This is a genomic window from Limnohabitans sp. JirII-31 (assembly GCF_002778315.1).
In the GTDB taxonomy this organism is placed as follows: domain Bacteria; phylum Pseudomonadota; class Gammaproteobacteria; order Burkholderiales; family Burkholderiaceae_C; genus Limnohabitans.
The window spans coordinates 115,148-137,936 of sequence record NZ_NESA01000005.1 but is presented as its reverse complement, the minus strand read 5'-3'; the positions used below and the strand labels follow the sequence as shown (position 1 = coordinate 137,936).

The 22,789-nt window shown below is 62.1% G+C and carries 19 protein-coding genes; 10 read left to right on the top strand and 9 right to left on the bottom strand.

The window, feature by feature from the left end; translation table 11 throughout:
• Positions 1-42: 42 nt before the first annotated feature.
• From B9Z41_RS08355 to B9Z41_RS08335, 5 genes are read right to left on the bottom strand one after another with little or no spacing between them, the layout of a single operon-like run.
• A complete protein-coding gene (locus B9Z41_RS08355; RefSeq protein WP_199172958.1) occupies positions 43-756 on the bottom strand; it encodes a response regulator in 714 nt (237 codons plus the stop codon).
• Complete coding sequence (locus tag B9Z41_RS08350) at positions 753-2,297, bottom strand: ATP-binding protein (RefSeq protein WP_158236152.1); 1,545 nt, start codon at positions 2,295-2,297, stop codon at positions 753-755. Before B9Z41_RS08350 ends, B9Z41_RS08355 begins: the two co-directional genes overlap by 4 nt.
• 46 nt (positions 2,298-2,343) lie before the next feature.
• Entirely contained in the window at positions 2,344-3,534 is a 1,191-nt protein-coding gene (locus tag B9Z41_RS08345) for an amidohydrolase family protein (protein WP_100146599.1), read from the bottom strand.
• 35 nt (positions 3,535-3,569) lie between these two features.
• On the bottom strand, positions 3,570-4,283 hold the full coding sequence (locus B9Z41_RS08340; RefSeq protein WP_100146598.1) for a TetR/AcrR family transcriptional regulator: 714 nt from the start codon (positions 4,281-4,283) through the stop codon (positions 3,570-3,572).
• Between the two features lie 2 nt (positions 4,284-4,285).
• Positions 4,286-5,059, bottom strand: a complete 774-nt coding sequence (locus B9Z41_RS08335; RefSeq protein WP_100146597.1) for a ferredoxin--NADP reductase — start codon at positions 5,057-5,059, stop codon at positions 4,286-4,288.
• Between the two features lie 148 nt (positions 5,060-5,207).
• Here B9Z41_RS08335 and B9Z41_RS08330 point away from each other — a divergent pair, with 148 nt between their 5' ends.
• The 9 genes from B9Z41_RS08330 to B9Z41_RS08290 all read left to right on the top strand — a co-directional run bounded on the left by B9Z41_RS08330 (position 5,208) and on the right by B9Z41_RS08290 (position 17,211).
• Positions 5,208-6,800 carry a 6-hydroxynicotinate reductase gene (locus B9Z41_RS08330; RefSeq protein WP_100146596.1) on the top strand — a complete coding sequence of 531 codons (1,593 nt, stop codon included), beginning with the start codon at positions 5,208-5,210 and terminating at the stop codon, positions 6,798-6,800.
• A 7-nt stretch (positions 6,801-6,807) separates the two neighbouring features.
• A complete protein-coding gene (locus tag B9Z41_RS08325; protein WP_100146595.1) occupies positions 6,808-7,698 on the top strand; it encodes a UPF0280 family protein in 891 nt (296 codons plus the stop codon).
• Positions 7,699-7,715: 17 nt separating this feature from the next.
• A complete protein-coding gene (locus tag B9Z41_RS08320; RefSeq protein WP_100146695.1) occupies positions 7,716-8,300 on the top strand; it encodes an amino acid synthesis family protein in 585 nt (194 codons plus the stop codon).
• 56 nt (positions 8,301-8,356) lie between these two features.
• On the top strand, positions 8,357-9,562 hold the full coding sequence (locus B9Z41_RS08315; RefSeq protein ID WP_100146594.1) for an ABC transporter substrate-binding protein: 1,206 nt from the start codon (positions 8,357-8,359) through the stop codon (positions 9,560-9,562).
• A 63-nt stretch (positions 9,563-9,625) separates the two neighbouring features.
• Entirely contained in the window at positions 9,626-11,557 is a 1,932-nt protein-coding gene (locus tag B9Z41_RS08310) for an ABC transporter permease (RefSeq protein WP_100146593.1), read from the top strand.
• Positions 11,554-12,321, top strand: a complete 768-nt coding sequence (locus B9Z41_RS08305) for an ABC transporter ATP-binding protein (RefSeq protein WP_100146592.1) — start codon at positions 11,554-11,556, stop codon at positions 12,319-12,321. Before B9Z41_RS08310 ends, B9Z41_RS08305 begins: the two co-directional genes overlap by 4 nt.
• Positions 12,318-13,055 (top strand): ABC transporter ATP-binding protein, encoded by a 738-nt coding sequence (locus B9Z41_RS08300; RefSeq protein WP_100146591.1) that lies wholly within the window; start codon positions 12,318-12,320, stop codon positions 13,053-13,055. The genes B9Z41_RS08305 and B9Z41_RS08300 overlap by 4 nt, the downstream gene beginning before the upstream one ends.
• A 23-nt stretch (positions 13,056-13,078) precedes the next feature.
• Complete coding sequence (locus B9Z41_RS08295) at positions 13,079-13,552, top strand: (2Fe-2S)-binding protein (protein WP_100146590.1); 474 nt, start codon at positions 13,079-13,081, stop codon at positions 13,550-13,552.
• Positions 13,549-17,211, top strand: a complete 3,663-nt coding sequence (locus B9Z41_RS08290; protein ID WP_100146589.1) for a molybdopterin cofactor-binding domain-containing protein — start codon at positions 13,549-13,551, stop codon at positions 17,209-17,211. The genes B9Z41_RS08295 and B9Z41_RS08290 overlap by 4 nt, the downstream gene beginning before the upstream one ends.
• A 60-nt stretch (positions 17,212-17,271) precedes the next feature.
• Here B9Z41_RS08290 and B9Z41_RS08285 read toward each other — a convergent pair whose 3' ends face one another.
• Both B9Z41_RS08285 and B9Z41_RS08280 read right to left on the bottom strand, forming a co-directional pair.
• A complete protein-coding gene (locus tag B9Z41_RS08285; RefSeq protein WP_100146588.1) occupies positions 17,272-17,850 on the bottom strand; it encodes an amino acid synthesis family protein in 579 nt (192 codons plus the stop codon).
• A gap of 64 nt (positions 17,851-17,914) precedes the next feature.
• Complete coding sequence (locus tag B9Z41_RS08280; RefSeq protein WP_100146587.1) at positions 17,915-19,480, bottom strand: alkaline phosphatase; 1,566 nt, start codon at positions 19,478-19,480, stop codon at positions 17,915-17,917.
• A gap of 53 nt (positions 19,481-19,533) precedes the next feature.
• Between B9Z41_RS08280 and B9Z41_RS08275 the strand changes: the two genes are divergently transcribed.
• Positions 19,534-20,442 (top strand): DMT family transporter, encoded by a 909-nt coding sequence (locus B9Z41_RS08275; protein WP_100146586.1) that lies wholly within the window; start codon positions 19,534-19,536, stop codon positions 20,440-20,442.
• Here B9Z41_RS08275 and B9Z41_RS08270 read toward each other — a convergent pair.
• Positions 20,439-21,446, bottom strand: coding sequence for a tripartite tricarboxylate transporter substrate binding protein (locus B9Z41_RS08270; protein WP_233202595.1), 1,008 nt, complete (start codon positions 21,444-21,446; stop codon positions 20,439-20,441). The two genes, B9Z41_RS08275 and B9Z41_RS08270, sit on opposite strands and share 4 nt — an antisense overlap.
• A 106-nt stretch (positions 21,447-21,552) precedes the next feature.
• A complete protein-coding gene (locus B9Z41_RS08265; RefSeq protein WP_100146585.1) occupies positions 21,553-22,749 on the bottom strand; it encodes an acyl-CoA dehydrogenase in 1,197 nt (398 codons plus the stop codon).
• Positions 22,750-22,789: the final 40 nt, after the last annotated feature.

Below are 22,789 nucleotides of genomic sequence, written 5' to 3'. Positions count from 1 at the left end.
TGCCGAAGTTCGCGTTAGGAACGCATAAGTATCCGCAAGCGCTTAATCCGGCTCGCTCAAACGATAGCCCACACCGGGTTCGGTCAACAACATCTGTGGCTCTGTCGGGTTGTGTTCTAACTTGGCCCGCAACTGCCCCATGTACAAGCGCAAGTAGTGGGTGTGCGCCACGTACTCCGCACCCCAGACATCCAACAGCAACTGGCGATGCGTCACCACCTGCCCCGCTTGCCGCACCAAGCGCGCCAGCAGATTGAACTCGGTCGGTGTCAGATGGACCGCCTGGACGCCCATGCGCACCTCGTGCTTGGCCAAGTCCACCGCGAGGTCACCCCGGCGGTAATGTGTTTGAGGGGCCTGCACGGCGGTTCCGCGGTGGCGCAAGGTCACGCGCATGCGGGCCAGCAACTCACTGATGCTGAAGGGCTTGACCAAGTAATCGTCCGCGCCCGCATCGAGCAAATGCACCTTGTTGTCATCGTCGTGCCGGGCCGAAATGATCAGGACCGGCACGTCATACTGCGCGCGCACCGCGTGCAACACCTCAGCCCCGTCGCCATCGGGCAAGCCCAAATCCAAAATCAACAAATCCAGCGGCGTGTGCGACGGCATGGTGTGCCGCAACACGGCGGCAGCGTCAGCAGCGCTGCCACTGAGCACCACCTCATAGCCTTCCACCATCAACGCATCGCGCAAGGTGCGACGCAGTTCACGGTCATCTTCTACCAACAGCACACGCAAAGCCATGTCCGTCAAACCTCCGAGCTTGGGCTATTCATTTCAGGCTGCACGTCCACGGGCCATGCCACGCACACCGTTGCGCCATGGGGCTGCGTGTCTTGAATCCAAATCTTGGCGCCATGCACTTTGGCAATGGCTTGGCACACCGCCAGCCCCACCCCCACGCCACGGCGCAACTGCGTCTCGTCCGAGGCGTCGGCTTGCGCCGCCTGCGGATGTATGCGCTCAAACGCTTGAAACACTTTGTCTTTCCAGGCATCGGGAATGCCAGGCCCTTGGTCGATCACCCGCACCTCGATGGTGTCGCCTTGCCGTTGTGCGTGGAGCTGGATCAAGGACTCGTCAGGGCTGTATTTGATGGCGTTTTCCACCAAGTTATCCAGCAGCTGCACCAGCAGCATGGCATCGCAAAAAATCAGCGGCAAGCCCGCGGGCAACACCACGTCGATCTGGCGCTGCGGATAGCGCAGACGCGTTTTGGACAGCACCGCACCCACCACCTCTTGCAGGGACTCCCAGTCTTTGTGCACTTGCCATGGGGCCGCGTCCAGGCGTGCCAGCTGCAAGGTGTTGGTGGTCATGCGGTTGAGGTGTTGTGCCTCCAGCAGCACGGTGTGCGCGAGGTCGGTGATCTGCTGCGCACTCAAGAGCGCGCCCTGGTCGTGAATGGCGGACGCCGCCCCCATGAGGTTGGCCAAGGGTGTTCGGTAGTCATGAGAGATCGACGTCAACAAGGTGTTGCGCAAGCTCTGGCTCTGCGCCTCTTCTTTGGCGTGCTGTGCCAGTTGCAAGGTGTGGGCGCGCTCGATCTCTAGCCCCAACACATCGCACATCTGCTGCGCCGTGTGGCGTGTGAACGCGCTCAACGACAAAGAAGACACATCGTGAAGAGCCACCGCACCCCAGGCACACGATGGGCCGCGCAACGGCAAAAACAAGGTGCCCTGGTTTTCGTAACGCCCCGTCCCCGGCCCCATGGCCGCAAACTGCTTCACACAAGCCCACAAGCCTTGTGTGTCTTGTGCGTCGGGGTGCCCTATCAAGCTGCTCGCAGCAGCTTGGGTGTTCAGTGCGTTTGGCTCTCGCAGCAGCAACACCGACACTGTGCCCTGCACACTCGTCTGAAGCACCGACTGCAACAGGCGGCCTTGCGCTGATAAATCCAAGCCTTCTCGAAACTGTTCGCTCAAAGCCCGCAGCTGTTGGGCCGACTGTGCATGCTGGCTCTCTCGTTCGGCGGCCAAGCGCAAACGTGCCATCAGATAACTCACCATCACACTCACGCCCAACATCGTGACCAGCAGCAGCAAGTCTTGGTGCAAATGCACATGGAAGGTGAAGCGCGGTGGCACAAACCACCAGTTGAAGCCCAGCACCGACAACGCACTGAGCACCACCGAGGCCGTGGCCGACAACCACATGCTCGCCATGGCACTGGCCAAGACCAGCAACAAGGCCAAGTTGCCCAAATTGAGCACGCCATCGCAGGCCCACAGCAACGCCCATGCGCTCAGCCAGATGGCCACGCCTGGCCAGCGAATTTCAAGTTTGGGCACGAGGTGACGGTTGGGCTGTGACACCCGCGCAGACTAGCACAGACATTCAGTGCACCACCACTGGCACCTCGGTGGCAGGCGGTGTGTTGCGGCTGCGGGTGCAACGCACCAAGCCGTCGATCATCACCATGCCAATGCCAGGAATGTCACCCAGCTGCACGCTCTCAAGTAAGGTTTTGCCAGCGGTGTGCTGGGCACGGTCCATGAACACAAAGTCGGCAGCACGACCCACCTCGATCAAGCCACAGTTCAAGTTGCGAATGCGTGCGGTGTTGCCGGTGGCAAAACAAAACACCAACTCGGCCGGGATGTTGGCCAGGCTGGAGAGCAAAGCCACCATGCGCAGCATGCCCAAGGGTTGAACGCCTGAGCCCGCAGGTCCGTCGGTGCCCAAGATCACGCGGTGCGGGCACTTCAGCTCCAGCGCAGCTTTGGCAGCGGCAATGGCCACGCGCTCGTTGCCGTTGTGCACGATTTCAATCGCACGGCTCGACTTTTCGCACAACTCACACACATGCGCCTCAGGCAACGAGGTGTGACCACCGTTGATGTGACCAATCACGTCGGCATCGGCTTCGAGCACCACGTCTTTGTCGATCAAGCCCGAGCCCGGGATTGACGGCCCCCCGGTGTGGATGGTGCTTTGGATGCCGTACTTGCGCGCCCAGGCCACCATCTCTTTGGCTTCGTAGCCCGCCTTCACCGAGCCCAAACCCACCTCGCCCAGCAGCGTCACGCCGGCAGCGGCGAGTTCCTGAAAATCATGTTCGGTCATGCCTTTTTCGATGATGGGGGCACCCGCAATCACCTTCACGCCGCCGGGGCGGAAGTTGTCAAACGCACGTTGCGCGGTGATGGCCAGGGCTTTCAAACCCACGATGTCTTTGGGGCGGCCAGGCAAGTGCACTTCACCCGCAGAAATCATGGTGGTCACGCCGCCATGCATGGTGGAGTCAATCCAGCCGATTTGGTTTTGCCGTGGCGTCCAATCACCAAACACCGGGTGCACGTGGCTGTCGATCAAGCCCGGGGCCACGCAGGTCTGGCGCACATCGATGGTGGTCTTGGCCTCGGAGATATCGCAGTCTTTTTCACGCCCAACCGCGGTGATCAGGCCATCATGGATCACGATGGTGTCGGCGTCCAAGATCGGATGGTCGATGTCGCCCGAGAGCAGCAGCCCGATATTGCGCAAAACAACTTTGCCAGATTTTTCTTCAACAGCGGCGGTGGCCATGGGGTTCTCCAATCAAAGGGTTAGAACGTGGAAATTCACCGCTTCACCGTGCGTAGCACCGTGTCGGTCACGAAGTCTTGCCAATGCTGCACCGCCTCGGGCGTTTGCAAATCTTCGCCCATGAAGGCCGACAAGGTGTAGCGGTTGGACATGAAGAAATACCCGGTAGACACAATGAGCAAATACACATCGCGCGCCACCAAGTCTTGACGAAATAGTTTTTTGCGCACCCCGGTCTCCAAGATGCGTCGGATCACATCAATCGCAGGCGACGAGTACTGCGCGGCCCGGTCTGACTTGGTGATGTGACGCCCCAAGTGCAAGTTCTCGGTGTTGAGCAGCGTCACAAACTCGGGGTTGCGACGGTAGTAATTCAGCACAAAGGCGATCACGTCTTTGAGCGCCTGCACAGGCTCGTCGGTGTTGAGATCGAGTTGCGACTCGGCCTCGTTCATGCGGCGGTAAATGTCTTCGATCACCTCGATGAACAAACCCTCTTTGTTGCCGAAGTAGTAGTACAGCATGCGGTCCACCGACTTGGCCGCTTTGGAAATTTTCTCCACGCTACCGCCATCGAAACCGTATTTGGCAAACACCCGCGTGGCTGCTTTCAAAATGCTCTCACGCGTGGCCTGAGCCGACAACTCGCGCACGCCCGTTTTACGCTGCGGGGCCACACGCTTAGCCAAACGCACGCCCGTCACGGCGCGCTTGGGCGCAGGTGTGGCTGGGGTGCGCGTGCTGGCCATGGTCACTGCTCGGCGAACGCGCGCTCGATCACAAAGTCGCCCGGTTTGGTGGTGTTGCCCTCTTTGAAGCCACGCGTTTCGAGCATGTGCTTCAAATCCTTGAGCATTTGTGGGCTGCCACAAATCATCACCCGGTCATCGGCGGGATTGAAGGCCGGCAGCCCCAGGTCGCTGAACAACTTACCGCTCTCGATGGCGTCGGTCAGACGGCCCTGATTTTTGAATGGTTCACGCGTGACGGTCGGGTAGTACAGAAATTTCTCACGCACCATCTCGCCCAAGAACTCGTGCTGGGGCAACTCGTGCGTGAGGTAGTCGTGGTAGGCCAGCTCTTTGACCTCGCGCACGCCGTGTACCAGGATCACTTTGTCAAAACGCTCATACGTGTCAGGGTCACGGATCACGCTCAGAAACGGTGCCATGCCGGTGCCGGTGGAGAGCAGGTACAGATTTTTTCCGGGCAACAAATAGTCAATGAGCAGCGTGCCGGTGGGCTTGCGTCCGACGATGATTTTGTCGCCCACCTGGATGTGTTGCAGGCGTGAGGTGAGGGGGCCGTCTGGCACCTTGATGCTCAAGAACTCCAGGTGCTCTTCGTAGTTGGGGCTGACGATGCTGTAGGCGCGCAGCAGGGGTTTGTTGTTGACGCGCAGGCCGATCATGGTGAAGTGGCCGTTGGAGAAACGCAGCGCGGTGTCGCGCGTGGTGGTGAAGCTGAACAAGCGGTCGGTCCAGTGGTGAACCGTCAACACTTCTTCTTCGTGGAATGCACTCATGGGTTGGGCCCAAAGGTTAAAAAAAGAAACGTCTGTCGTGAATGTCCCTCTTGCTGAGCGACGTTGAATGCTCTATATTGCGATTTCATGTAGTGTTTGCAACATCAAGTTGTGGTGAATACTACACAAAAACATTGGGCTGTACAACATGACGACGCACACCAAAGGCGATGGCCTGCCAGGCCCCGACGATGCTTCTCCCAACTGGGGACTGGAGCGCGCAACACCGCGCAACGAGCAAATGGCCGGCAACAAGGTCGAGTGCAATGCCTGTCCCGTCTTGTGCCAAATCTCTGACGGACGCGTCGGCGCGTGTGACCGCTATGCCAACCGCAACGGCGTGTTGGTGCGCCTCGATCCGGTGGTGCTGTTGCACCAAGGCACCACGCCCGAGCCTGACACCGAAGCGTTAACGCCACGCAGCGACCTGAAGGTCGATGCCAAAGACCAAGCCGCCAGCGCTTCGCGTGGCGTGTTTGTCACCGGCATTGGGTCTTCCACCACCTACCCCGACTACAAACCCGCCCCCTTCATCGTGGCCTCGCAATCGCGCGGGGTGGACATGGTGACGGTGGTGACAGAAGGCATCTTCAGCTACTGCAGCTTGAAAGTGAAGATCGACACCGACCGCTACCTCGGCCCCGAACAAGCCTCTGTGCTGTGCAAGGGCGAAGTGGTGGGCCACGTCACCACGGCCGAATACGGCTCACAAATGCTCAGCCTGGGCGGCGTGCACCACCTGACCGGTGGCAGCAAAAAAGAAGGCCGCGTCACCATGAACCTGATGCAGGCCCTGGGCAACCACGAGGCGGTGGAAGTGTCCATCGACGGCGGTGCCACCGTGGTGTTGCAAGCAGGCCAAGCGCCCATCGTCAACGGTGTGACCGAGCAACGCATGCGCGTGGGCTGCGGCTCAGCCGCCATTGGCATCTTTGCCCAGCAATGGCTGGGCCTGTGCGACGAGGTGGTGGTCGTGGACGACCACATCACCGGTGTGCTCAGCGAGCACCAAGCCGGGCGTTGCCTGCACATTCCACCCAGCGGCATCCGCATCAAAGGGCGCAAGTCCACGCCGGGTCGTTACTTTCAGGTGGCCAATCCGGGCACCGGCTGGGGTGGCACCGACATCGAAGACCCGTTGTCCATCTTGGACAGCTGGGACCCCGAGGTGGCACGCCCTGGGCTGCGCTTGTTGATGACCTCGACCACGGGCGAACACGCGGCGTGGTATGTGCTGGATGAACAATTGCAACCCCAAGTGGCCGACATGCCCGAAGCCGTGCGTCGCGTGGTCGAACGCATTGGCGAAAACTGCGAACCCTCGCTCGTGTCGGTGCTGTTCCTGGGCGGCGCGGGCGGCAGCTTGCGCGCGGGCGTGACCGACAACCCGGTGCAACTGACACGCGCCATCAAACGCGCACTGGTCAATGTCACCTGCGGCGGCGCACCGTCTTATGTATGGCCGGGCGGCGGCATCACCTTGATGGTGGACGTGCTGCGCATGCCTCGCGGCAGCTTTGGCACCGTGCCCACACCGGCCATCGTGGCGCCCATTGAGTTCACCATGCGCTTGAGTGACTACCAAGCCTTGGGCGGTCACATGGGCTTTGTGCGCAGCCTGGACGACACGCTGCGCCACGGCGCTTGGCACAACGACGGCGCACCCACACAACTGCGTTGGGTGGCACCACCCGCCAGCGACAGCCCTTGGCCGCTGGACACACCCCCGATGTTGGGCTGACCCACCCATGCAAGCCCATCGCCAAGCCCTGGACCCGCAACGCTGGCATTTCCAGCACGGCCCGATCGACTTGGTGATTCAGGCCGACGGTGACGCCGCTTGCGTGCAAGCCGCGCACGAGGCCGCGTGGGCCGCGTTTCAACCCATGCTGCCCAGCTTGGTGCAAGAGTTGCCCCAGCTGCGCCAAGCCGTGCCAGCGCGTGCACACAATCTCCTGCGCGGTGCCATTGCGCGCAGCATGTGGCAAGCCTGTGCGCCACTGGCCGCTCCCTGCCCCACACACCCCGACGGCTTCATCACGGCCATGGCGGCCGTCGCCGGGGCCGTGGCGCAAGCGGTGCTGGCCAGCTACCAACGCGCAGGCATTGCACGCGCTTGGGTCAACAACGGCGGTGACATTGCCTTGCATTTGACGCCAGGTACTTCAGTGCGCATTGGTTTGGTGAGCGACATCGCACGCGCTTGGGGTGAGTCGCCGCTGAGTGACTGGGTGCTCGATGGCGCGCTGCACATCAGCGCCGACATGCCCGTGCGTGGCATCGCCACCAGCGGTTGGCGCGGCCGCAGCCAGTCGCTCGGCATTGCCGACAGCGTGACCGTGTTGGCCGCCACCGCCGCACAAGCCGACGCCGCCGCCACCTTGATTGCCAACGCCGTCAACGTGGACGACCCACGCATCGTGCGCCAGCCTGCGAATCAGTTGCGTGACGACGCCGACCTGGGCACACGCTGGGTCACGGTGGATGTGCCGCCACTCAGTGCCTGCCAAATTAGCCAGGCCTTGACACGTGGTCAACGCTATGCCCACCAGTTGCAAGCCCAAGGTTTGATACACGCCGCCTTGTTGTGTTGCCAAGGCCAGATCGAAGTCGCCGGGCACGAAGCCTGCTTAGCCTGATAGGAGAAATGAACCCCATGAAAGCCACCATTCGCAAGATCGTCGTGCAAGTCGACGAAACCCATGTCGAAGGCGGTCAAGCCATTGACCCACCCACACGCCGCGCCCTGGCGATGGCGGTGATCGACAACCCCTACGCGGGCCACTACAGCGCCAACCTCGACATCCTGATCGAAATCGGCGAAGAGCTGGGCGGTCTGTTGGGCCAACGTTGCGTCCAGGCTTTGGGCATCACGCCCGAGCAAGCGCAAAGCTACGGCAAAGCCGCCATCGTGGGCGAAGCGGGCGAGCTTGAACACGCCGCCGCTGTGTTGCACCCCAAACTGGGTGCGCCGCTGCGCAAAGCCGTGAGCCATGGCGCCGCCTTGGTGCCATCGGCCAAAAAGCGCGGCACCTTGGGCACCATCATCGATGTGCCCTTGGGCCACAAAGACGCCGCCTTTGTGCGCAGCCACTTTGATGCCATGGAAGCCCGCGTGAGCGACGCCCCGCGCGCCAACGAAATGGTGGTGGCCGTGGTGGTGACCGACAGTGGTCGTCCCGCACCGCGCATCGGCGGCTTGCAAGTGTCAGAGATTGTGGGCCAAGACGGCCTGCGCTGAGGGTGAAGTGATTTGTTTCGTTTATCGTTCACGTTTCGTTTTTTAAAGGAGCCAGCATGAAGAGTTTTCGCAGCCTGACCCGTGCCGCCGCCGCCGCGGCCTTGGCCTGGGGTCTTGCCCCGGCGATGGCACAAGGTGTCATCAAGATCGGTGAGATCAACAGCTACAAGGCCCAGCCCGCCTTCTTGGAACCGTACAAAAAAGGCATGGAACTGGCCGTTGACGAAATCAACGCCGCCGGAGGTGTGAACGGTAAAAAACTGCAACTCGTCATCCGCGACGACAACGCCAACCCCGGTGACGCCGTGCGTGCCGCTGAAGAGCTGGTGTCACGCGAACAAGTGGATGTGCTGAGTGGCACCTTCCTCTCGCACATTGGTTTGGCGGTGGCCGACTTCTCCAAGCAAAAGAAATTTTTCTTCCTGGCGGGCGAACCCCTGACCGACAAAATTGTTTGGCAAGGTGGCAACAAATACACCTTCCGTCTGCGCGCCTCCACCTACATGCAAGCCGCCATGCTGGTGCCCGAAGCCGCCAAGCTCAAGAAAAAGCGTTGGGCCGTGGTGTACCCCAATTACGAATACGGCCAATCGGCTGCGGCCACCTTCAAGCAATTGCTCAAGGCCGCACAACCTGATGTGGAGTTCGTGGCCGAACAAGCGCCAGCACTGGGCAAGGTCGACGCTGGAGCGGTGGCCCAAGCCTTGGCAGACGCCAAGCCCGATGCCATCTTCAACGTGTTGTTTGGCGCTGACTTGACCAAGTTTGTGCGCGAAGGCAACACGCGTGGTCTGTTCCAAGGCCGTGAGGTGGTGAGCTTGCTGACCGGTGAACCCGAGTACCTGGACCCGCTGAAAGACGAAACGCCCAACGGCTGGATCGTCACCGGCTACCCCTGGAACGGCATCAACACCGCAGAGCACAAAACCTTCTTGGGTGCTTACCAGGCCAAGTTCAACGACTACCCACGTCTGGGTTCGATCGTGGGCTACAGCATGATTCAGGCACTGGCCGCTGGCATCAAAAAAGCCGGCAGCACCGACTCTGAAAAACTCGCCGTGTCGTTCCGCGACCTGAGCTTCACCAGCCCGTTTGGCAAAGTGAGCTTTCGGGCGCAAGACCACCAATCCACTATGGGTGCCTTTGTGGGTCGCATCAAGAATGACAACGGCAAGGGCGTGATGGTCGACTACCGTTACCTCGACGGCGCGGCCTTCCAGCCGAGCAACGACGAAGTCAAGAAACTGCGCGCTGCCGACTAAGCAGCCCCTGTCCGCATGCAGCGCACCTCGGTGCTGCATGCGGATGTTCACGGAAATGTAGACATGGATTTTTCTGGCTTTGTGGTGCAAGGACTCAACGGCTTGGCCGGTGCATCCTCTTTGTTTTTGGTCGCTGCCGGCCTGTCGCTGATCTTTGGGGTCACGCGCATCGTCAACTTTGCCCATGGCTCGTTTTTCATGCTCGGCATTTACATCGCGTACTCGCTGGTGGAACACGTGGGTCGCTCCATCGGTTTGGCGCTGAGCTTTTGGTGGTTGCTGCTGTTGGCCGCGCTCATCTCAGGCCTGCTGGGCGGCTTGGTGGAGATGCTGCTGTTGCGCCGCATTTACCGCGCGCCTGAGTTGTTTCAATTGCTGGCCACGTTTGCCTTGGTGCTGGTCATCAAAGACGCGGCCTTGTGGCTGTGGGGCCCCGAAGATTTGTTGGGCCCACGCGCACCGGGCTTGTCCGGTGCGGTCGATATTTTGGGTCGTCGCTTTCCCAGCTACGACTTGTTGTTGATCGTCATTGGCCCGGTGGTGTTGGGCCTGTTGTGGTTGCTGCTCACGCGCACCCGCTTTGGCACCTTGGTGCGTGCCGCCACCCAAGACCGTGAGATGGTGGGCGCTTTGGGCATCCACCAACGTTGGTTGTTCACCAGTGTGTTCGCCCTGGGCTGCGCACTGGCGGGCTTGGGCGGCGCCTTGCAGCTGCCACGTGAACCCGCCAACTTGGGGTTGGACTTGCTGACCATTGGCGACGCGTTTGTGATCGTGGTGGTCGGCGGCATGGGCTCAATTCCGGGGGCCTATGTGGCGGCGCTGATGATTGCCGAGATCAAAGCCCTGTGCGTGGGCCTGGGCACGGTGGAGCTCTGGGGCATGTCGTTCGCATTTTCCAAGCTCACCCTGGTGGCTGAATTTTTGGTGATGGCCGTGGTGCTGATGGTGCGCCCCTGGGGCCTGATGGGCAAACCCCAAAGCACGCCACGCCATGGCGGCGAAGCCGAGGCCCCGCTGCGCTTGGGCGGTCGCGGTCAACTGCTGGTCTGGGTGTTGTGTGGCTTGGTGTTATGGGCCTTGCCCCTGTTGACCGCGCAGTCGCCCTACACCACCGTGTTGGCGATTGACCTGCTGACGGCCGCGTTGTTTGCCTGCAGCTTGCACTTCATCATGGGGCCTGCCGGCATGCATTCGTTTGGTCACGCAGCTTACTTTGGGCTGGGGGCTTATGTGGCCGCCTTGCTGGCTTTGCGCGCGAACATGCCCATGGAGTTGACCTTGGTGTGCGCACCGCTGCTCACCGCCGTGGCGGCGGCTGTGTTTGGTTGGTTTTGTGTGCGCCTGTCGGGCGTGTACCTGGCCATGCTGACCTTGGCCTTTGGCCAAATCTTGTGGTCGATTTGTTTTCAGTGGGACAACTTCACCGGTGGCAGCAACGGGCTCACCGGCGTGTGGCCCAGCCCCTGGCTGGCCGACAAGCGCATGTACTACTACCTCACGCTCGCCTTGTGCGGCTTGAGCGTGTACGCCCTGCGGCGCATGCTGTTTGCACCGTTTGGCTATGCCTTGCGCGCCAGCCGGGACTCGGTGCTGCGCGCCGAAGCTATTGGCATGAACGTCAAACACTTGCAGTGGGCGGGCTTTGTGGTGGCCGCTGCATTTGCCGGTTTGGCGGGCGCTTTGTTTGCCTTCTCCAAAGGCAGCATTTCGCCCGACGCCTTGGGTGTGTCCAAGTCGGTCGATGGCTTGGTCATGGTCTTGCTGGGCGGCGTGCAAACCGTGGTGGGGCCGTTGGTGGGGGCCATCACCTTCACCGGCCTGCAAGACACCATCGCACGCAGCACCGACTATTGGCGCGCCGTGTTGGGCGGCACCATCTTGCTGTTGGTGATGGTCTTCCCACAGGGCTTGGCAGGTTTTGTCAGCAGCAAATTACAGGCACGCTTTCAGCGTGGCCACACACACGCGCAGCGACAAGGGGGTACGACATGAGCCTGCTTCAAGTGCAAGGGCTGGGCAAATCGTTTGGTGGCAACCGGGCGGTGGACGACATCAGCTTCAGCCTCGCACCCGGTGAGTTGTTGGCCCTGATTGGGCCCAACGGCGCAGGCAAATCGACCACTTTCAACATGCTCAACGGCCAGTTGCAACCCGACAGCGGCAGCATCACGCTGGGCGGTCACAACCTGGTGGGGCGCAAGCCGCGCGAGGTGTGGCAGATGGGGGTGAGCCGCACCTTCCAGATCGCCGAAACCTTCAGCTCCCTCACCGTGGCCGAGAACGTGCAAATGGCCTTGCTGTCTGACGACGCACGCTTGTTTGCCATGTGGCGCCGTGCCACCTTGTACCGCCGTGCCGACGCCTTGGCCCTGCTGGCACAAGTGGGCCTGGTCGAACAAGCCGATCGACCGTGCAGCGAACTCGCCTATGGCGACGTCAAGCGCCTGGAGCTGGCGATTGCCATGGCCAACCAACCGCGCCTGCTGTTGATGGACGAACCCACCGCCGGCATGGCGCCGGGCGAACGCAACAAATTGATGGCCCTCACGCGTGAGCTGGTGACACAACGCGGCATGGCCGTGTTGTTCACCGAGCACAGCATGGATGTGGTGTTTGGCTTTGCCGACCGCATCATCGTGCTGGCCCGTGGACGCTTGATTGCCGAAGGCCAGGCGCAAGACATTCGCGACCACCCCAAAGTGCAAGAGGTTTACTTTGGCAGCGGCAAAACCTTTGAACGGAAAGAACCGGCATGAACCCGAGCCCCAACACCTTGCTGCAAACGCAAGGCCTCAACGCCTGGTATGGTGCAGCGCAAATTTTGTTCGATGTCAGCCTGCACGTCGGACGTGGCGAAGTGGTGGCGCTGATGGGTCGCAACGGCGCGGGCAAGTCCACCACCCTCAAAGCCATCATGGGGCTCATGCCCAAACGCAGCGGCGCAGTGCGGTTTTTGAACCACGACATCTCACACGCCGAACCCTACCAAGTGGCGCGCCTTGGTTTGGGCTTTGTACCGGAAGACCGCCGCGTGTTCAGCGAACTCACGGTGCTGGAAAACCTGAGCGTGGGCCGACAGGCCCCACGCCATTTCCCCGATGGCACGCCCGCGCCTTACTGGACCCACGAGAAGCTGTTCAAGCTGTTTCCCAACCTCGGTGAAATGCAAGACCGCGCGGGGGGCCGCATGAGCGGTGGCGAGCAGCAAATGCTCACCGTGGCACGCACCTTGATGGGCAACCCCTTGCTGGTATTGCTGGACGAGCCGTCTGAGGGCGTGGCCCCGGTGATCGTGGAGCAAATGGCCGACATGATCTTGGCGCTCAAAGCCGAAGGCGTGAGCATCTTGCTGTCTGAGCAGAACCTGCACTTTGCGCAGTGGGTGTCGGACCGCGCCTACGTGTTGGAAAAAGGGCAGATTCGCCACGAGGCCGCCATGGCTGCGCTGGTAGAAGACGACGAAATTCGCCGCAACTACCTGAGCGTCTGACGCCAAGCCTCAACACACACCCGATGAAGCCCGTCCATCTGTCTGTCAACGGCGAATCGCACCACCTGCCGCTCACGCGGCACACCACCTTGCTGAACGCCTTGCGCAACGACCTGGGCCTCAACGGCCCCAAGTTTGGCTGCGGCTTGGGCGAGTGTGGCGCTTGCACGGTGCTGGTGGACGGCGTGGCAGCACGCGCGTGCGTGATCCCGGCCTGCGAGGTGCAAGACCGCGCCATCACCACCTTGGAAGGGCTGGGCAATGCGCAACAGTTGCACGTGGTGCAGCAGGCGTTCATCGACGCGCAAGCGGCCCAATGCGGCTATTGCTTGAATGGCATGGTGATGATGACCGTCGCCTTGTTGGCCCACACGCCCAACCCAAGCGACGCCCAAATTCGCCACGCACTGGCTGGCAATTTGTGTCGCTGCGGCGCGCACCTTGAAATCATGGATGCGGTACGCCGCGCCGCTTCGCTGATGGCCAACCCCGCATGAACACACTGCGCGCCCAACAGGTGCGTTCGCGCGCCGACTTTCACCAAGCCCATGGCGTGTTGCTGGTGGTGCGCGACCCGCCTGCCGCACCGCCACCCGCGCCGGGCCAACCCACCTTGGTGGCGGGCAACCCCGCCGAAGGCGTCGAAATTTTGCTGGCGGTGTGGGACGACGGCAGTGTGACCGCCTTGCACGGCCATGTGGACTTGGGCACCGGCTTACGCACCGCGCTCACCCAGGTGGTGGCCGAAGAGCTGGACGTGCTGCCACAGCGCGTGCACCTGGTGATGGGCAGCACCGCCGCTGCGCCCAACCAAGGTGCCACCATTGCCAGCGCCTCGCTACAAATTCATGCCCAGCCTTTGCGTTTGGCTGCAGCACAAGCACGCCAATGGTTGCTCGCCCAAGCAGCACACCAATGGGCTGTCGACGCCAGCCAAGTGCAACTGCGCGACGGGGTGGTGCACGGGCCCGCCCAACAGGCCGACATTGGTGAGTGGGTGCGCGAACAGCACACCGCCTTGATGCTGGACGCCAACACACCTCTCAAATCGCCCGACGACTACCGCCTGGTGGGCAGCAGCTTGCCTCGGGTCGACCTGCTGACCAAAGCCACCGGGCAGCAAATTTTTGTGCATGACATGCGCTTGCCCGGCATGCTGCATGGCCGTGTGGTGCGCCCACCCTACGCGGGGGCCGACAGCGGCGACTTTGTGGGCAACACCTTGGAGCGGGTGGACGCACAGTCGATCGCGCACATTCCCGGCATCCGTGCTGTGGTGACGCAACGCGACTTTGTGGGCATCGTGGCCGAGCGCGAAGAACAAGCCGAACAAGCGCTGCGCGAACTGGTGGTGCACTGGAAGCCGTGGCCTGGCATGCGTGGCCTGGACGACACCGAACAAGCCTTGCGCAACAACCCCAGCACACCACGCGAGCTGGTCAACGAAGGCGCGGTGGACCAAGCCCTGCACGATGCCGTGCAGACCTTCGACCGCACCTATGTGTGGCCCTACCAAATGCATGCGTCCATCGGCCCCTCGTGCGCCGTGGCCGCGTGGATGAAAGACGGCGACCCTGACGCACCCCAGACCCTGCTGCGGGTCTGGGCCGGCAGCCAAAACCCGCATGTGCTGCGTGCTGATCTGGCGCTGCTGATGGGCCTGCCCGACACCGCGGTAGACGTGGTGCGCATGGAAGCTGCGGGTTGCTATGGCCGCAACGGCGCCGACGACGTGGCCGCTGATGCGGCCCTGCTGTCCAAAGCCGTGCGCGCGCCGGTGCGGGTGCAACTCACGCGCGAGCAAGAGCATGCGTGGGAGCCCAAAGGCGCGGCACAACTCATGCAAGTGCGCGGTGGCTTGAAGGCCGACGGCATGCCTGCGGCCTACGACTTTCAAACCGCCTACCCCTCCAACGGCGCGCCCACACTGGCCCTGCTGCTGACGCGCACGCTCGACCCGGTGTCGCGTGCGTATGAGATGGGCGACCGCACCGCACGCCCACCCTACGCCTACGACAACTTGCGCGTGACCGTCAACGACATGCCCGCCATCTTGCGTGCCTCGTGGTTGCGCGGTGTGTCGGCCTTGCCCAATTCGTTTGCGCATGAGAGCTTCATTGACGAGCTGGCCAGTGCGGCCAAGGTGGACCCGGTGGACTACCGCTTGCGCATCTTGCAAGACCCACGCGCCCATGAGCTGGTGCAAGCCACCGCCGAGCGCGCCCACTGGAAGCCACACCGCCTGCCGCAACAACAAGCCGCACAGGGCGACTGGTTGCAAGGCCAAGGCTTTGCCTATGCGCGCTACATCCACAGCAAATGGCCGGGCTTTGGTGCAGCGTGGGCGGCCTGGGTGGCCGATGTGGAGGTACACCAACACACCGGTGAAGTGCATGTGAAACGCGTGGTGGTGGGCCACGATGCTGGCTTGATGGTCAACCCACAAGGCGTGCAACACCAGGTGCACGGCAACGTGCTGCAAACCACCAGCCGCGCCCTCAAAGAACAGGTGCAGGTCGACCCCCAAACCGGCAGCGTGACCAGCCAAGAGTGGGGCAGCTACCCGATTTTGAGTTTCCGCGAAGTGCCTGTGATCGAGGTCATGCACATGCCGCGTCCGGGCGAGCCGTCGCTGGGGGCGGGCGAATCGTCGTCGGTGCCGGGCACCGCCGCGATTGCCAATGCCATTTTTGATGCCACCGGCATTCGCTTTCGCAACCCGCCGTTCACCCCCGAGGTGGTGCGCGCCGCCTTGCACCCGCTGGGCCACACCACCCCGCCCACGCCACCTGCCGACCAGGTCACGCCGTCCAAGCCAGGCTGGGACCGGCGCACGCCGCGCAGCCGCCAACCGGGCGTGGCGTCGGCATGGCGTCGCCGCTGGGGGCAGCTGGCCTCTTTGGGGCTGGGGGTGTTCACCGTGAGCGCCGCTTTGCTGGGTTGGCGCAGCAGCTTGCCGCTGGTGGGCCCGCTCGACACCTCACCTTTTAGCGCCAGCATGTTGGCACGCGGCCAGCAAGTGGCGGCGCTGGGCAACTGTGCGGGCTGCCACACCACCGAAGACGGCGAGCGCAACGCCGGGGGCCGTGCCATGGCCACCCCATTTGGCACGGTCTACACCACCAACCTCACGCCCGACCGCGAGAGTGGTATCGGCGCTTGGTCATACCGCGCGTTTGAGCGTGCCATGCGCGAGGGCGTGTCGCGCGACGGGCACCGGCTCTACCCGGCATTTCCGTACACCGCCTTTGCACACATGCGCGACGACGACATGATGGCTTTGTACGCCTACCTGATGTCGCAGCCTGCGGTGGCATCACGCCCGCCGCAAACACAGTTGGCGTTTCCGTTCAGTCTGCGGCCTTTGATGGGGCTGTGGAATGCGCTGTTCCACACCGAGACCGGCTACACGCCCAACCCCCAACAGTCTGAAGCCTGGAACCGTGGGGCCGAGTTGGTCAACGGCCTGGGCCACTGCGGCGGCTGCCACACACCTCGCGGGTGGTTGGGTGCGGAAAAGTCGCAAGCCGCCTACCTGCAAGGCGCGCTGGTGGACGGCTGGGAAGCTCCCGCACTGACCGCGCTCAACCGCAGCCCCGTGCCGTGGACCGAGGACGCCTTGTTCAGTTATTTGCGCCGTGGCCACAGCCCGCAGCACGGCATGGCGGCAGGCCCCATGGGTGAGGTGGTGCGTGAATTGGCCGTGGTGCCCGACGCCGACCTGCGCGCCATGGCGGTGTACCTGAGCAGCCTCAACCCCGTGAGCGACACCCCCAATCTGGCCCAGCAAGCCCGTGCCTTGGTGCAAACCGCCGCCGCCCAAGCGCCGCCGCCCAGTGCCGCCCAACGCCAATTCGAAGGCAGTTGCAGCAGCTGTCACCACGACGGCGACGGCCCGCAACTGCTGGGCTTGAACCAGCCGTTGGCACTCAACACCAACCTGCACAGCGACCGCCCGGACAACTTGATCCGCGTCATCTTGGAGGGCGTGCAACGCCCGGCTTCACGCGACATTGGCTTCATGCCCAGCTTTGCACAAAGCCTCAGCGACAGCCAAATTGCCGAGCTGGCAGGCTGGATGCGGGCCCGCTATGCGCCACAACAACCGGCGTGGCAAAACTTGCCAGAAGCGGTGGCGCGGGTGCGCGGGCGCTGAGGCAGACACCAAAACAAACGGCCACCCGAAGGTGGCCGTGCGCGTGAAACGTGACGAGGCTCAACGCTGACCGTCGTGCACCGTCACGTTTTCTTTGAGCAAACCGCCCAGGCGCGAATGCACGCGTCCACCGGTGCCCATGACCAAGGCAAACAAGATTTCGTTGGGGCGCGGTGCATCTTGAATGCCCACCTCGATGCTGTTGAAGTGGCTGCGTACATACGACGCGTGGATGTAGTGCACGGGCACCATCATGCGGTAGCCCGCACTGGCCACGGCCTTGACGGCGGGCACCATCGATTTGGGTTCACCCAACACCGAGCGCATGGCCCAACCGCCCGCTTCGTGCCACACGGCGCCATGCTCCATCTCGCCGTTGATGCCCACGATGGCGGCCTTGCTGTAGACCTCGATGTTGTCTTTGCCCAAGGTGTCCACCAGCTCTTGTGCGAGCAATGTTCCCAGGCTGCGCAACTCGGCCATGAAGGGCATCAGATCGGGTTCGTAACGACCGGCATAGGGATTGCGAATGACAGCACACGAGGCCGCCAGCTTGAGTGGCTTGTCCACCACCGGGCCACCCTCGTGGTAGGTGGTTTCTACGATCAGGCAGCGCTTGCGAATTTCGATCAAAGACATGAAGGAGCTTTCTCGGTCATTGGAGGATGACGTGTGACACGTCGCATACTTGTATTTTTACAGATCACACACTCTGCACGCCAGCCTTGCCTTTGTTCACCACAAAGCTGGCTTGCGTCTTCATGCCGACTTCGCTGCCGGCAGGAAACGCGGTGGTCCTGAAGTCACAGCGCACACGCTCTGGCGTGACCGTGATCAGGCTGTAGCCGCGCTCATCGGCGCGTGCGTGGATGAGGTCTGGGTTGTTGGCTTTGATCACTGCCAGCACGTTGTCGCCCATGCCGCGTGAGGTGATGGAGGTGGTGACAAACTCGCTCGCCACGATGGGCGAGAGCGGGTCGTTGGGCACCAAGCGCAAGTTGCTGGCCACGTTCATGTGCACGTCACCACCCAGGGTGACGACGTTTTGCAAGCGTGCGTCAACCACGGTTTGCAGCAAGCGCTGGCGGGCCTGGGGGTAGCCGTCCCAGGCATCGGTGTAGGTGGCACGCCCCACAGGCGCGGGAATGCTGGTGGGCGCAATCAAGGTGGCTTGGCCCAACAACTTCCAGGTGCGTTTGGAAGCACTCAGGGTTTGGTTCAACCACCGTTCTTGCGTGGCACCCAGCATGCTGCGCTGCGGGTCGTCCAAGGCCTCGCACTGGGTGACCATGCGCCCGCCGCCGCGCACCGGGTCGCGACAAGCCTGGGGACTGCGGTATTGACGGCAATCGAGGGTCCACAGATCAGCCAACTGGCCCCAGCTGAGTTGGTCGTACAGCCGCATCGATGCAGCCTGCGGGCTGTTGGCGTCCGGCCCCAACAACACGGGCTGGTGTTCAAAGTAGGCTTGGTAGGCCGCCGCGCGGCGCAACAAAAATTGTTGCGGGTCGGTGTAGTTGCGGTCTTGGTCGTTGGCGTAGTCGTTGACCACTTCGTGGTCGTCCCACATCAACACCCAAGGGTGTGCTGCGTGTGCGGCTTGCAGCATGGGGTCGCGTTTGTATTGCTCGTAGCGTTCGCGGTACTGCGGCAAGGTTTTGGGTTCGGGCCCGCTGTGTTTGCGCAGCGCGTATTGCGGGTTGCTGCTTTCGTAGATGTAGTCGCCCACAAACAGCACCAGGTCGAGCGACTGCTGGGCGATGTCTTGGTGCGCCACATACTGGCCCTGCTCGTAGTGCTGGCACGAGGCGAGCGCGATGCGCAACTGGCGCACATCGGCATGGAGGGCCGGTGCCGTGCGGGTGTGACCCACGGCGCTGAGCGCATCGCCTTGGCGAAAGCGGTACCAATAATCGGTCGCGGGTTGCAGGTGCTGCGCATGCAGGTGCACGCTGTGGCCACGGCTGGCATCGGTCAACACCTCGGCGTGTTGCACGCGGCGCTTCAAGCCCTCATCGGCAAACAGCTCCACCTGCACGCGCAGCGTGCCATCGCCCAAAGCCGCACGGTCTTCCTGCGACAACAGCAAGCGCGTCCACAGCACGATCGAGTCGGCGCGCGGTCGGCCACTGGCCACGCCCAAGGCAAAGGGCTGGACACGCCAGGTGTAGGCACGCACGGCAGGCTCGGCCAGGGCGGTCATCCAAGGCGAGAGCGCCAGCGCCAGGGCACTGCGTTGAAGGTGTTGGTTGAAAGCGCGTCTTTGCATGGAAAGGGTCAGAGGTGAGGCCAGGAACAGCCGGTCATGTTAAGTTCAATCTGATGAAAACACGACGTACACATTTGGATGGGCTGGCCATGAGCCTGTTGGTGATCTGCTGCTTGTTTTGGGGCCTGCAACAGGTCTTGGTCAAAGCCACCTTGGCCGATGTGCCTCCCATGCTGCAAGCCGCGATCCGGTTTGCAGGCGCAACGGTGTTGTTGTGGCTGTGGTGCCGTCTGCGGCACGTGGCCTTGTTTGAAGCCGATGGCAGTCTGGGGGCCGGCTTGTTGGCGGGTGCGTTGTTTTGCAGCGAGTTCGTGTGCATCTACCTGGGCTTGCAATACACCTCGGCCTCGCGGCTGACGCTGTTCTTGTACTCGGCGCCGTTTTGGGTCGCATTGCTGCTGCCTTTGCGGGTCAAGGCCGAACGCTTGCGCGCCGTGCAATGGCTTGGGCTTGGGGTTGCCTTTGCCTCGGTGGGCGTGGCGCTGAAGGACGGACTGCAAACCGCACATGCCGACAGTCACGGGCTGTCGTGGCTGGGCGACGCCTTGGCGCTGGGCGCGGGTGTGTTGTGGGCGTTGACCACGGTGGTGATTCGCAGCACGCGCATGGCCACGGTGAGCGCAGAAAAAATGTTGTTCTACCAAGTGGGCGTGAGCGCATGCGTCTTGCCCTGTTTGTCTTGGCTCATGCACGAAAGCTGGCCGAGCAACTTCGGCGTGTTTGCCTGGACGTCGATCGCGGTGCAAACCGTGATGGGGGCCTTTGCCAGCTATTTGGTGTGGATGTGGTTGCTGCGCCACTACCCCGCAACACGCTTGAATGCGTTTGTCTTTCTCACCCCCATCTTTGCGTTGGCAGCGGGCGCCTTGTGGCTGGGTGAACCGGTGACCCTCGGTTTGTTGATGGCGCTCGCCGGTGTGGCGCTGGGCATTGTGTTGGTGAACCGCACCGCCAAGGCTTAGATTTTTTTAGCCAGCCCCAAGCGCTCCACCGTGGCGCGCTCGGACTCGTAGGTGCGCTGCGCGTACTTGGTGTAGTCCTCGCTGTTCATGTAGATCACGGGCTGGTTGAAGCGGTCCAGGGTCTCGATCACCTTGGGGTCATCCAGCGTTTTTTTGAAGGCCTCGTGGAGCACGCGCACCACCGCCGGATCCATGCCTTTGGGGCCGCCAATGCCAAAGGGCGACTCAGAGACCGTGTCCCACCCACTCTCTTTGACGGTGGGCACATCGGGAAACGCCTTGGCGCGTTTGCTGCCCAAGGTGGCCAACAAACGCAGCTTGCCTTCTTTCACCAAAGGCATCACCTCGGTGGTGCTGCTCATCAAACGGATGTGGCCCCCCAGGATGGCCTGCAAAATTTCTGCTGCGCCTTTGTAGGGAATCGGGTTGAGCACCATGCCTGCTTTTTGGCAAAACTCCTCCACCGCCAAATGCGGTGTGGTGCCGGTCCCCGTGTGACCGTATTCCAATTTGCCCGGGTTGGCTTTGGCATAGGTCACCATCTCTTGCAAGGTTTTGAACGGTGCGTCCATGGACGCGGCCAAGCAGAAGGTGTAGCCCGTCAAGCACGCGATATGGGTGATGTCTTTGATCGGGTCAAAGTTGGTTTTTTGCATGTGGGGCAAGCGGTAAATGCCCAAGGGCAACTGGGTCAAGGTGTAGCCATCGGGCTTGGCACTCACCATGGCCGTGGCGCCCAAGATGCCGCCCGCGCCGGGTTTGTTGTCGGGCACCACCGCCACGCCCAAGGCGCGGCTGGCACTCTCGGCAAAGGCGCGCAACACCGCATCGCTGGGACCGCCCGCGGGCCACGGCACGATCAAAGAGATGGGTTTGCTGGGGAATTTGTCTTGCGCCCAGGCCTGCGGGCTCAGGAACGCGGGGGCGCCCAAGGTGGCCAAAGAACCGGCCAAGCCCTGCAAAGTTTGACGGCGGGTGATGCTGGGAGAAGAGGGTTGGGTCAACGGGCGCTCCAGAAAACAAAAACTCCAGAGGCCCACGGTAGCCGCTCAGGGCCAACAGCAACAGCGGGACAACACCCATGTCCCGCTGTTGCTCATCACGCCAGACTCAGTTGGCGAATGCGGCGATGCCGGTTTGCGCACGACCCAAGATCAGGGCGTGGATGTCGTGTGTGCCTTCGTAGGTGTTGACCACTTCAAGGTTGACCAGGTGACGCGCCACACCAAACTCGTCACTGATGCCGTTGCCACCCATCATGTCGCGCGCCATGCGGGCAATGTCCAAGGCTTTGCCGCACGAGTTGCGCTTCAAGATGGAGGTGATTTCCACGCTGGCCGTGCCTTCGTCTTTCATGCGCCCCAGGCGCAAGCAGCCTTGCAGGCCGAGCGCAATTTCGGTTTGCATGTCGGCCAACTTCTTTTGAATCAACTGGTTGGCAGCGAGCGGGCGACCAAACTGTTGGCGGTCCAAGGTGTACTGGCGGGCGCGGTGCCAGCAGTCTTCGGCCGCACCCAGGGCGCCCCAGGCAATGCCGTAGCGCGCGCTGTTCAAGCAGGTGAACGGGCCTTTCAAGCCTTGCACTTCGGGGAAGGCGTTTTCTTCGGGCACAAACACGCCGTCCATCACGATTTCACCGGTGATCGAGGCACGCAAGCCCACCTTGCCGTGGATGGCCGGGGCGCTCAAGCCCTTCATGCCCTTTTCCAAAATGAAGCCGCGGATGGGGCCCACTTGACCGCCTTCGCTGACCTCTTTGGCCCACACCACAAACACATCGGCGATAGGGCTGTTGGAGATCCACATCTTGTTGCCCTTGAGCTGGTAGCCGCCCGCCACTTTCTTGGCGCGGGTGGCCATGCTGGCGGGGTCGGAGCCATGGTCGGGCTCTGTCAGGCCAAAGCAACCGATCCACTCGCCGGTGGCCAGCTTGGGCAGGTATTTTTGTTTTTGCTCTTCGGTGCCGAAGTCGTTGATGGGCACCATCACCAGTGACGACTGCACGCTCATCATGGAGCGGTAGCCCGAGTCCACACGCTCGACCTCACGCGCAATCAAACCGTAGGCCACGTAGTTCAATCCAGGGCCGCCGTATTGCGTGGGGATGGTGGGGCCCAACAAACCGAGCTCACCCATTTCGCGAAAAATTTCGATGTCGGTTTTTTCGTTGCGAAAGGCGTTCAGCACACGCGGCTGCAACTTGTCTTGGCAATACGCCGCTGCCGCTTCGCGGATCATGCGTTCTTCGTCGGTGAGTTGTTGGTCCAGCAAAAACGGGTCTTGCCAATTGAAAGCGGCGTGGGCCATGAGGGAGCTCCTGTGTGTCTGAATAAAGGTTGGGGTGATC

Excerpts from the sequence above, each read along its gene's own strand:
- B9Z41_RS08345 (WP_100146599.1), bottom strand. The coding sequence starts at position 3,534 with ATGGCCACCGCCGCTGTTGAAGAAAAATCTGGCAAAGTTGTTTTGCGC.
- B9Z41_RS08340 (WP_100146598.1), bottom strand. The coding sequence starts at position 4,283 with ATGGCCAGCACGCGCACCCCAGCCACACCTGCGCCCAAGCGCGCCGTG.
- B9Z41_RS08335 (WP_100146597.1), bottom strand. The coding sequence starts at position 5,059 with ATGAGTGCATTCCACGAAGAAGAAGTGTTGACGGTTCACCACTGGACC.
- B9Z41_RS08330 (WP_100146596.1), top strand. The coding sequence starts at position 5,208 with ATGACGACGCACACCAAAGGCGATGGCCTGCCAGGCCCCGACGATGCT.
- B9Z41_RS08325 (WP_100146595.1), top strand. The coding sequence starts at position 6,808 with ATGCAAGCCCATCGCCAAGCCCTGGACCCGCAACGCTGGCATTTCCAG.
- B9Z41_RS08320 (WP_100146695.1), top strand. The coding sequence starts at position 7,716 with ATGAAAGCCACCATTCGCAAGATCGTCGTGCAAGTCGACGAAACCCAT.
- B9Z41_RS08315 (WP_100146594.1), top strand. The coding sequence starts at position 8,357 with ATGAAGAGTTTTCGCAGCCTGACCCGTGCCGCCGCCGCCGCGGCCTTG.
- B9Z41_RS08310 (WP_100146593.1), top strand. The coding sequence starts at position 9,626 with ATGGATTTTTCTGGCTTTGTGGTGCAAGGACTCAACGGCTTGGCCGGT.
- B9Z41_RS08305 (WP_100146592.1), top strand. The coding sequence starts at position 11,554 with ATGAGCCTGCTTCAAGTGCAAGGGCTGGGCAAATCGTTTGGTGGCAAC.
- B9Z41_RS08300 (WP_100146591.1), top strand. The coding sequence starts at position 12,318 with ATGAACCCGAGCCCCAACACCTTGCTGCAAACGCAAGGCCTCAACGCC.
- B9Z41_RS08295 (WP_100146590.1), top strand. The coding sequence starts at position 13,079 with ATGAAGCCCGTCCATCTGTCTGTCAACGGCGAATCGCACCACCTGCCG.
- B9Z41_RS08290 (WP_100146589.1), top strand. The coding sequence starts at position 13,549 with ATGAACACACTGCGCGCCCAACAGGTGCGTTCGCGCGCCGACTTTCAC.
- B9Z41_RS08285 (WP_100146588.1), bottom strand. The coding sequence starts at position 17,850 with ATGTCTTTGATCGAAATTCGCAAGCGCTGCCTGATCGTAGAAACCACC.
- B9Z41_RS08280 (WP_100146587.1), bottom strand. The coding sequence starts at position 19,480 with ATGCAAAGACGCGCTTTCAACCAACACCTTCAACGCAGTGCCCTGGCG.
- B9Z41_RS08275 (WP_100146586.1), top strand. The coding sequence starts at position 19,534 with ATGAAAACACGACGTACACATTTGGATGGGCTGGCCATGAGCCTGTTG.
- B9Z41_RS08265 (WP_100146585.1), bottom strand. The coding sequence starts at position 22,749 with ATGGCCCACGCCGCTTTCAATTGGCAAGACCCGTTTTTGCTGGACCAA.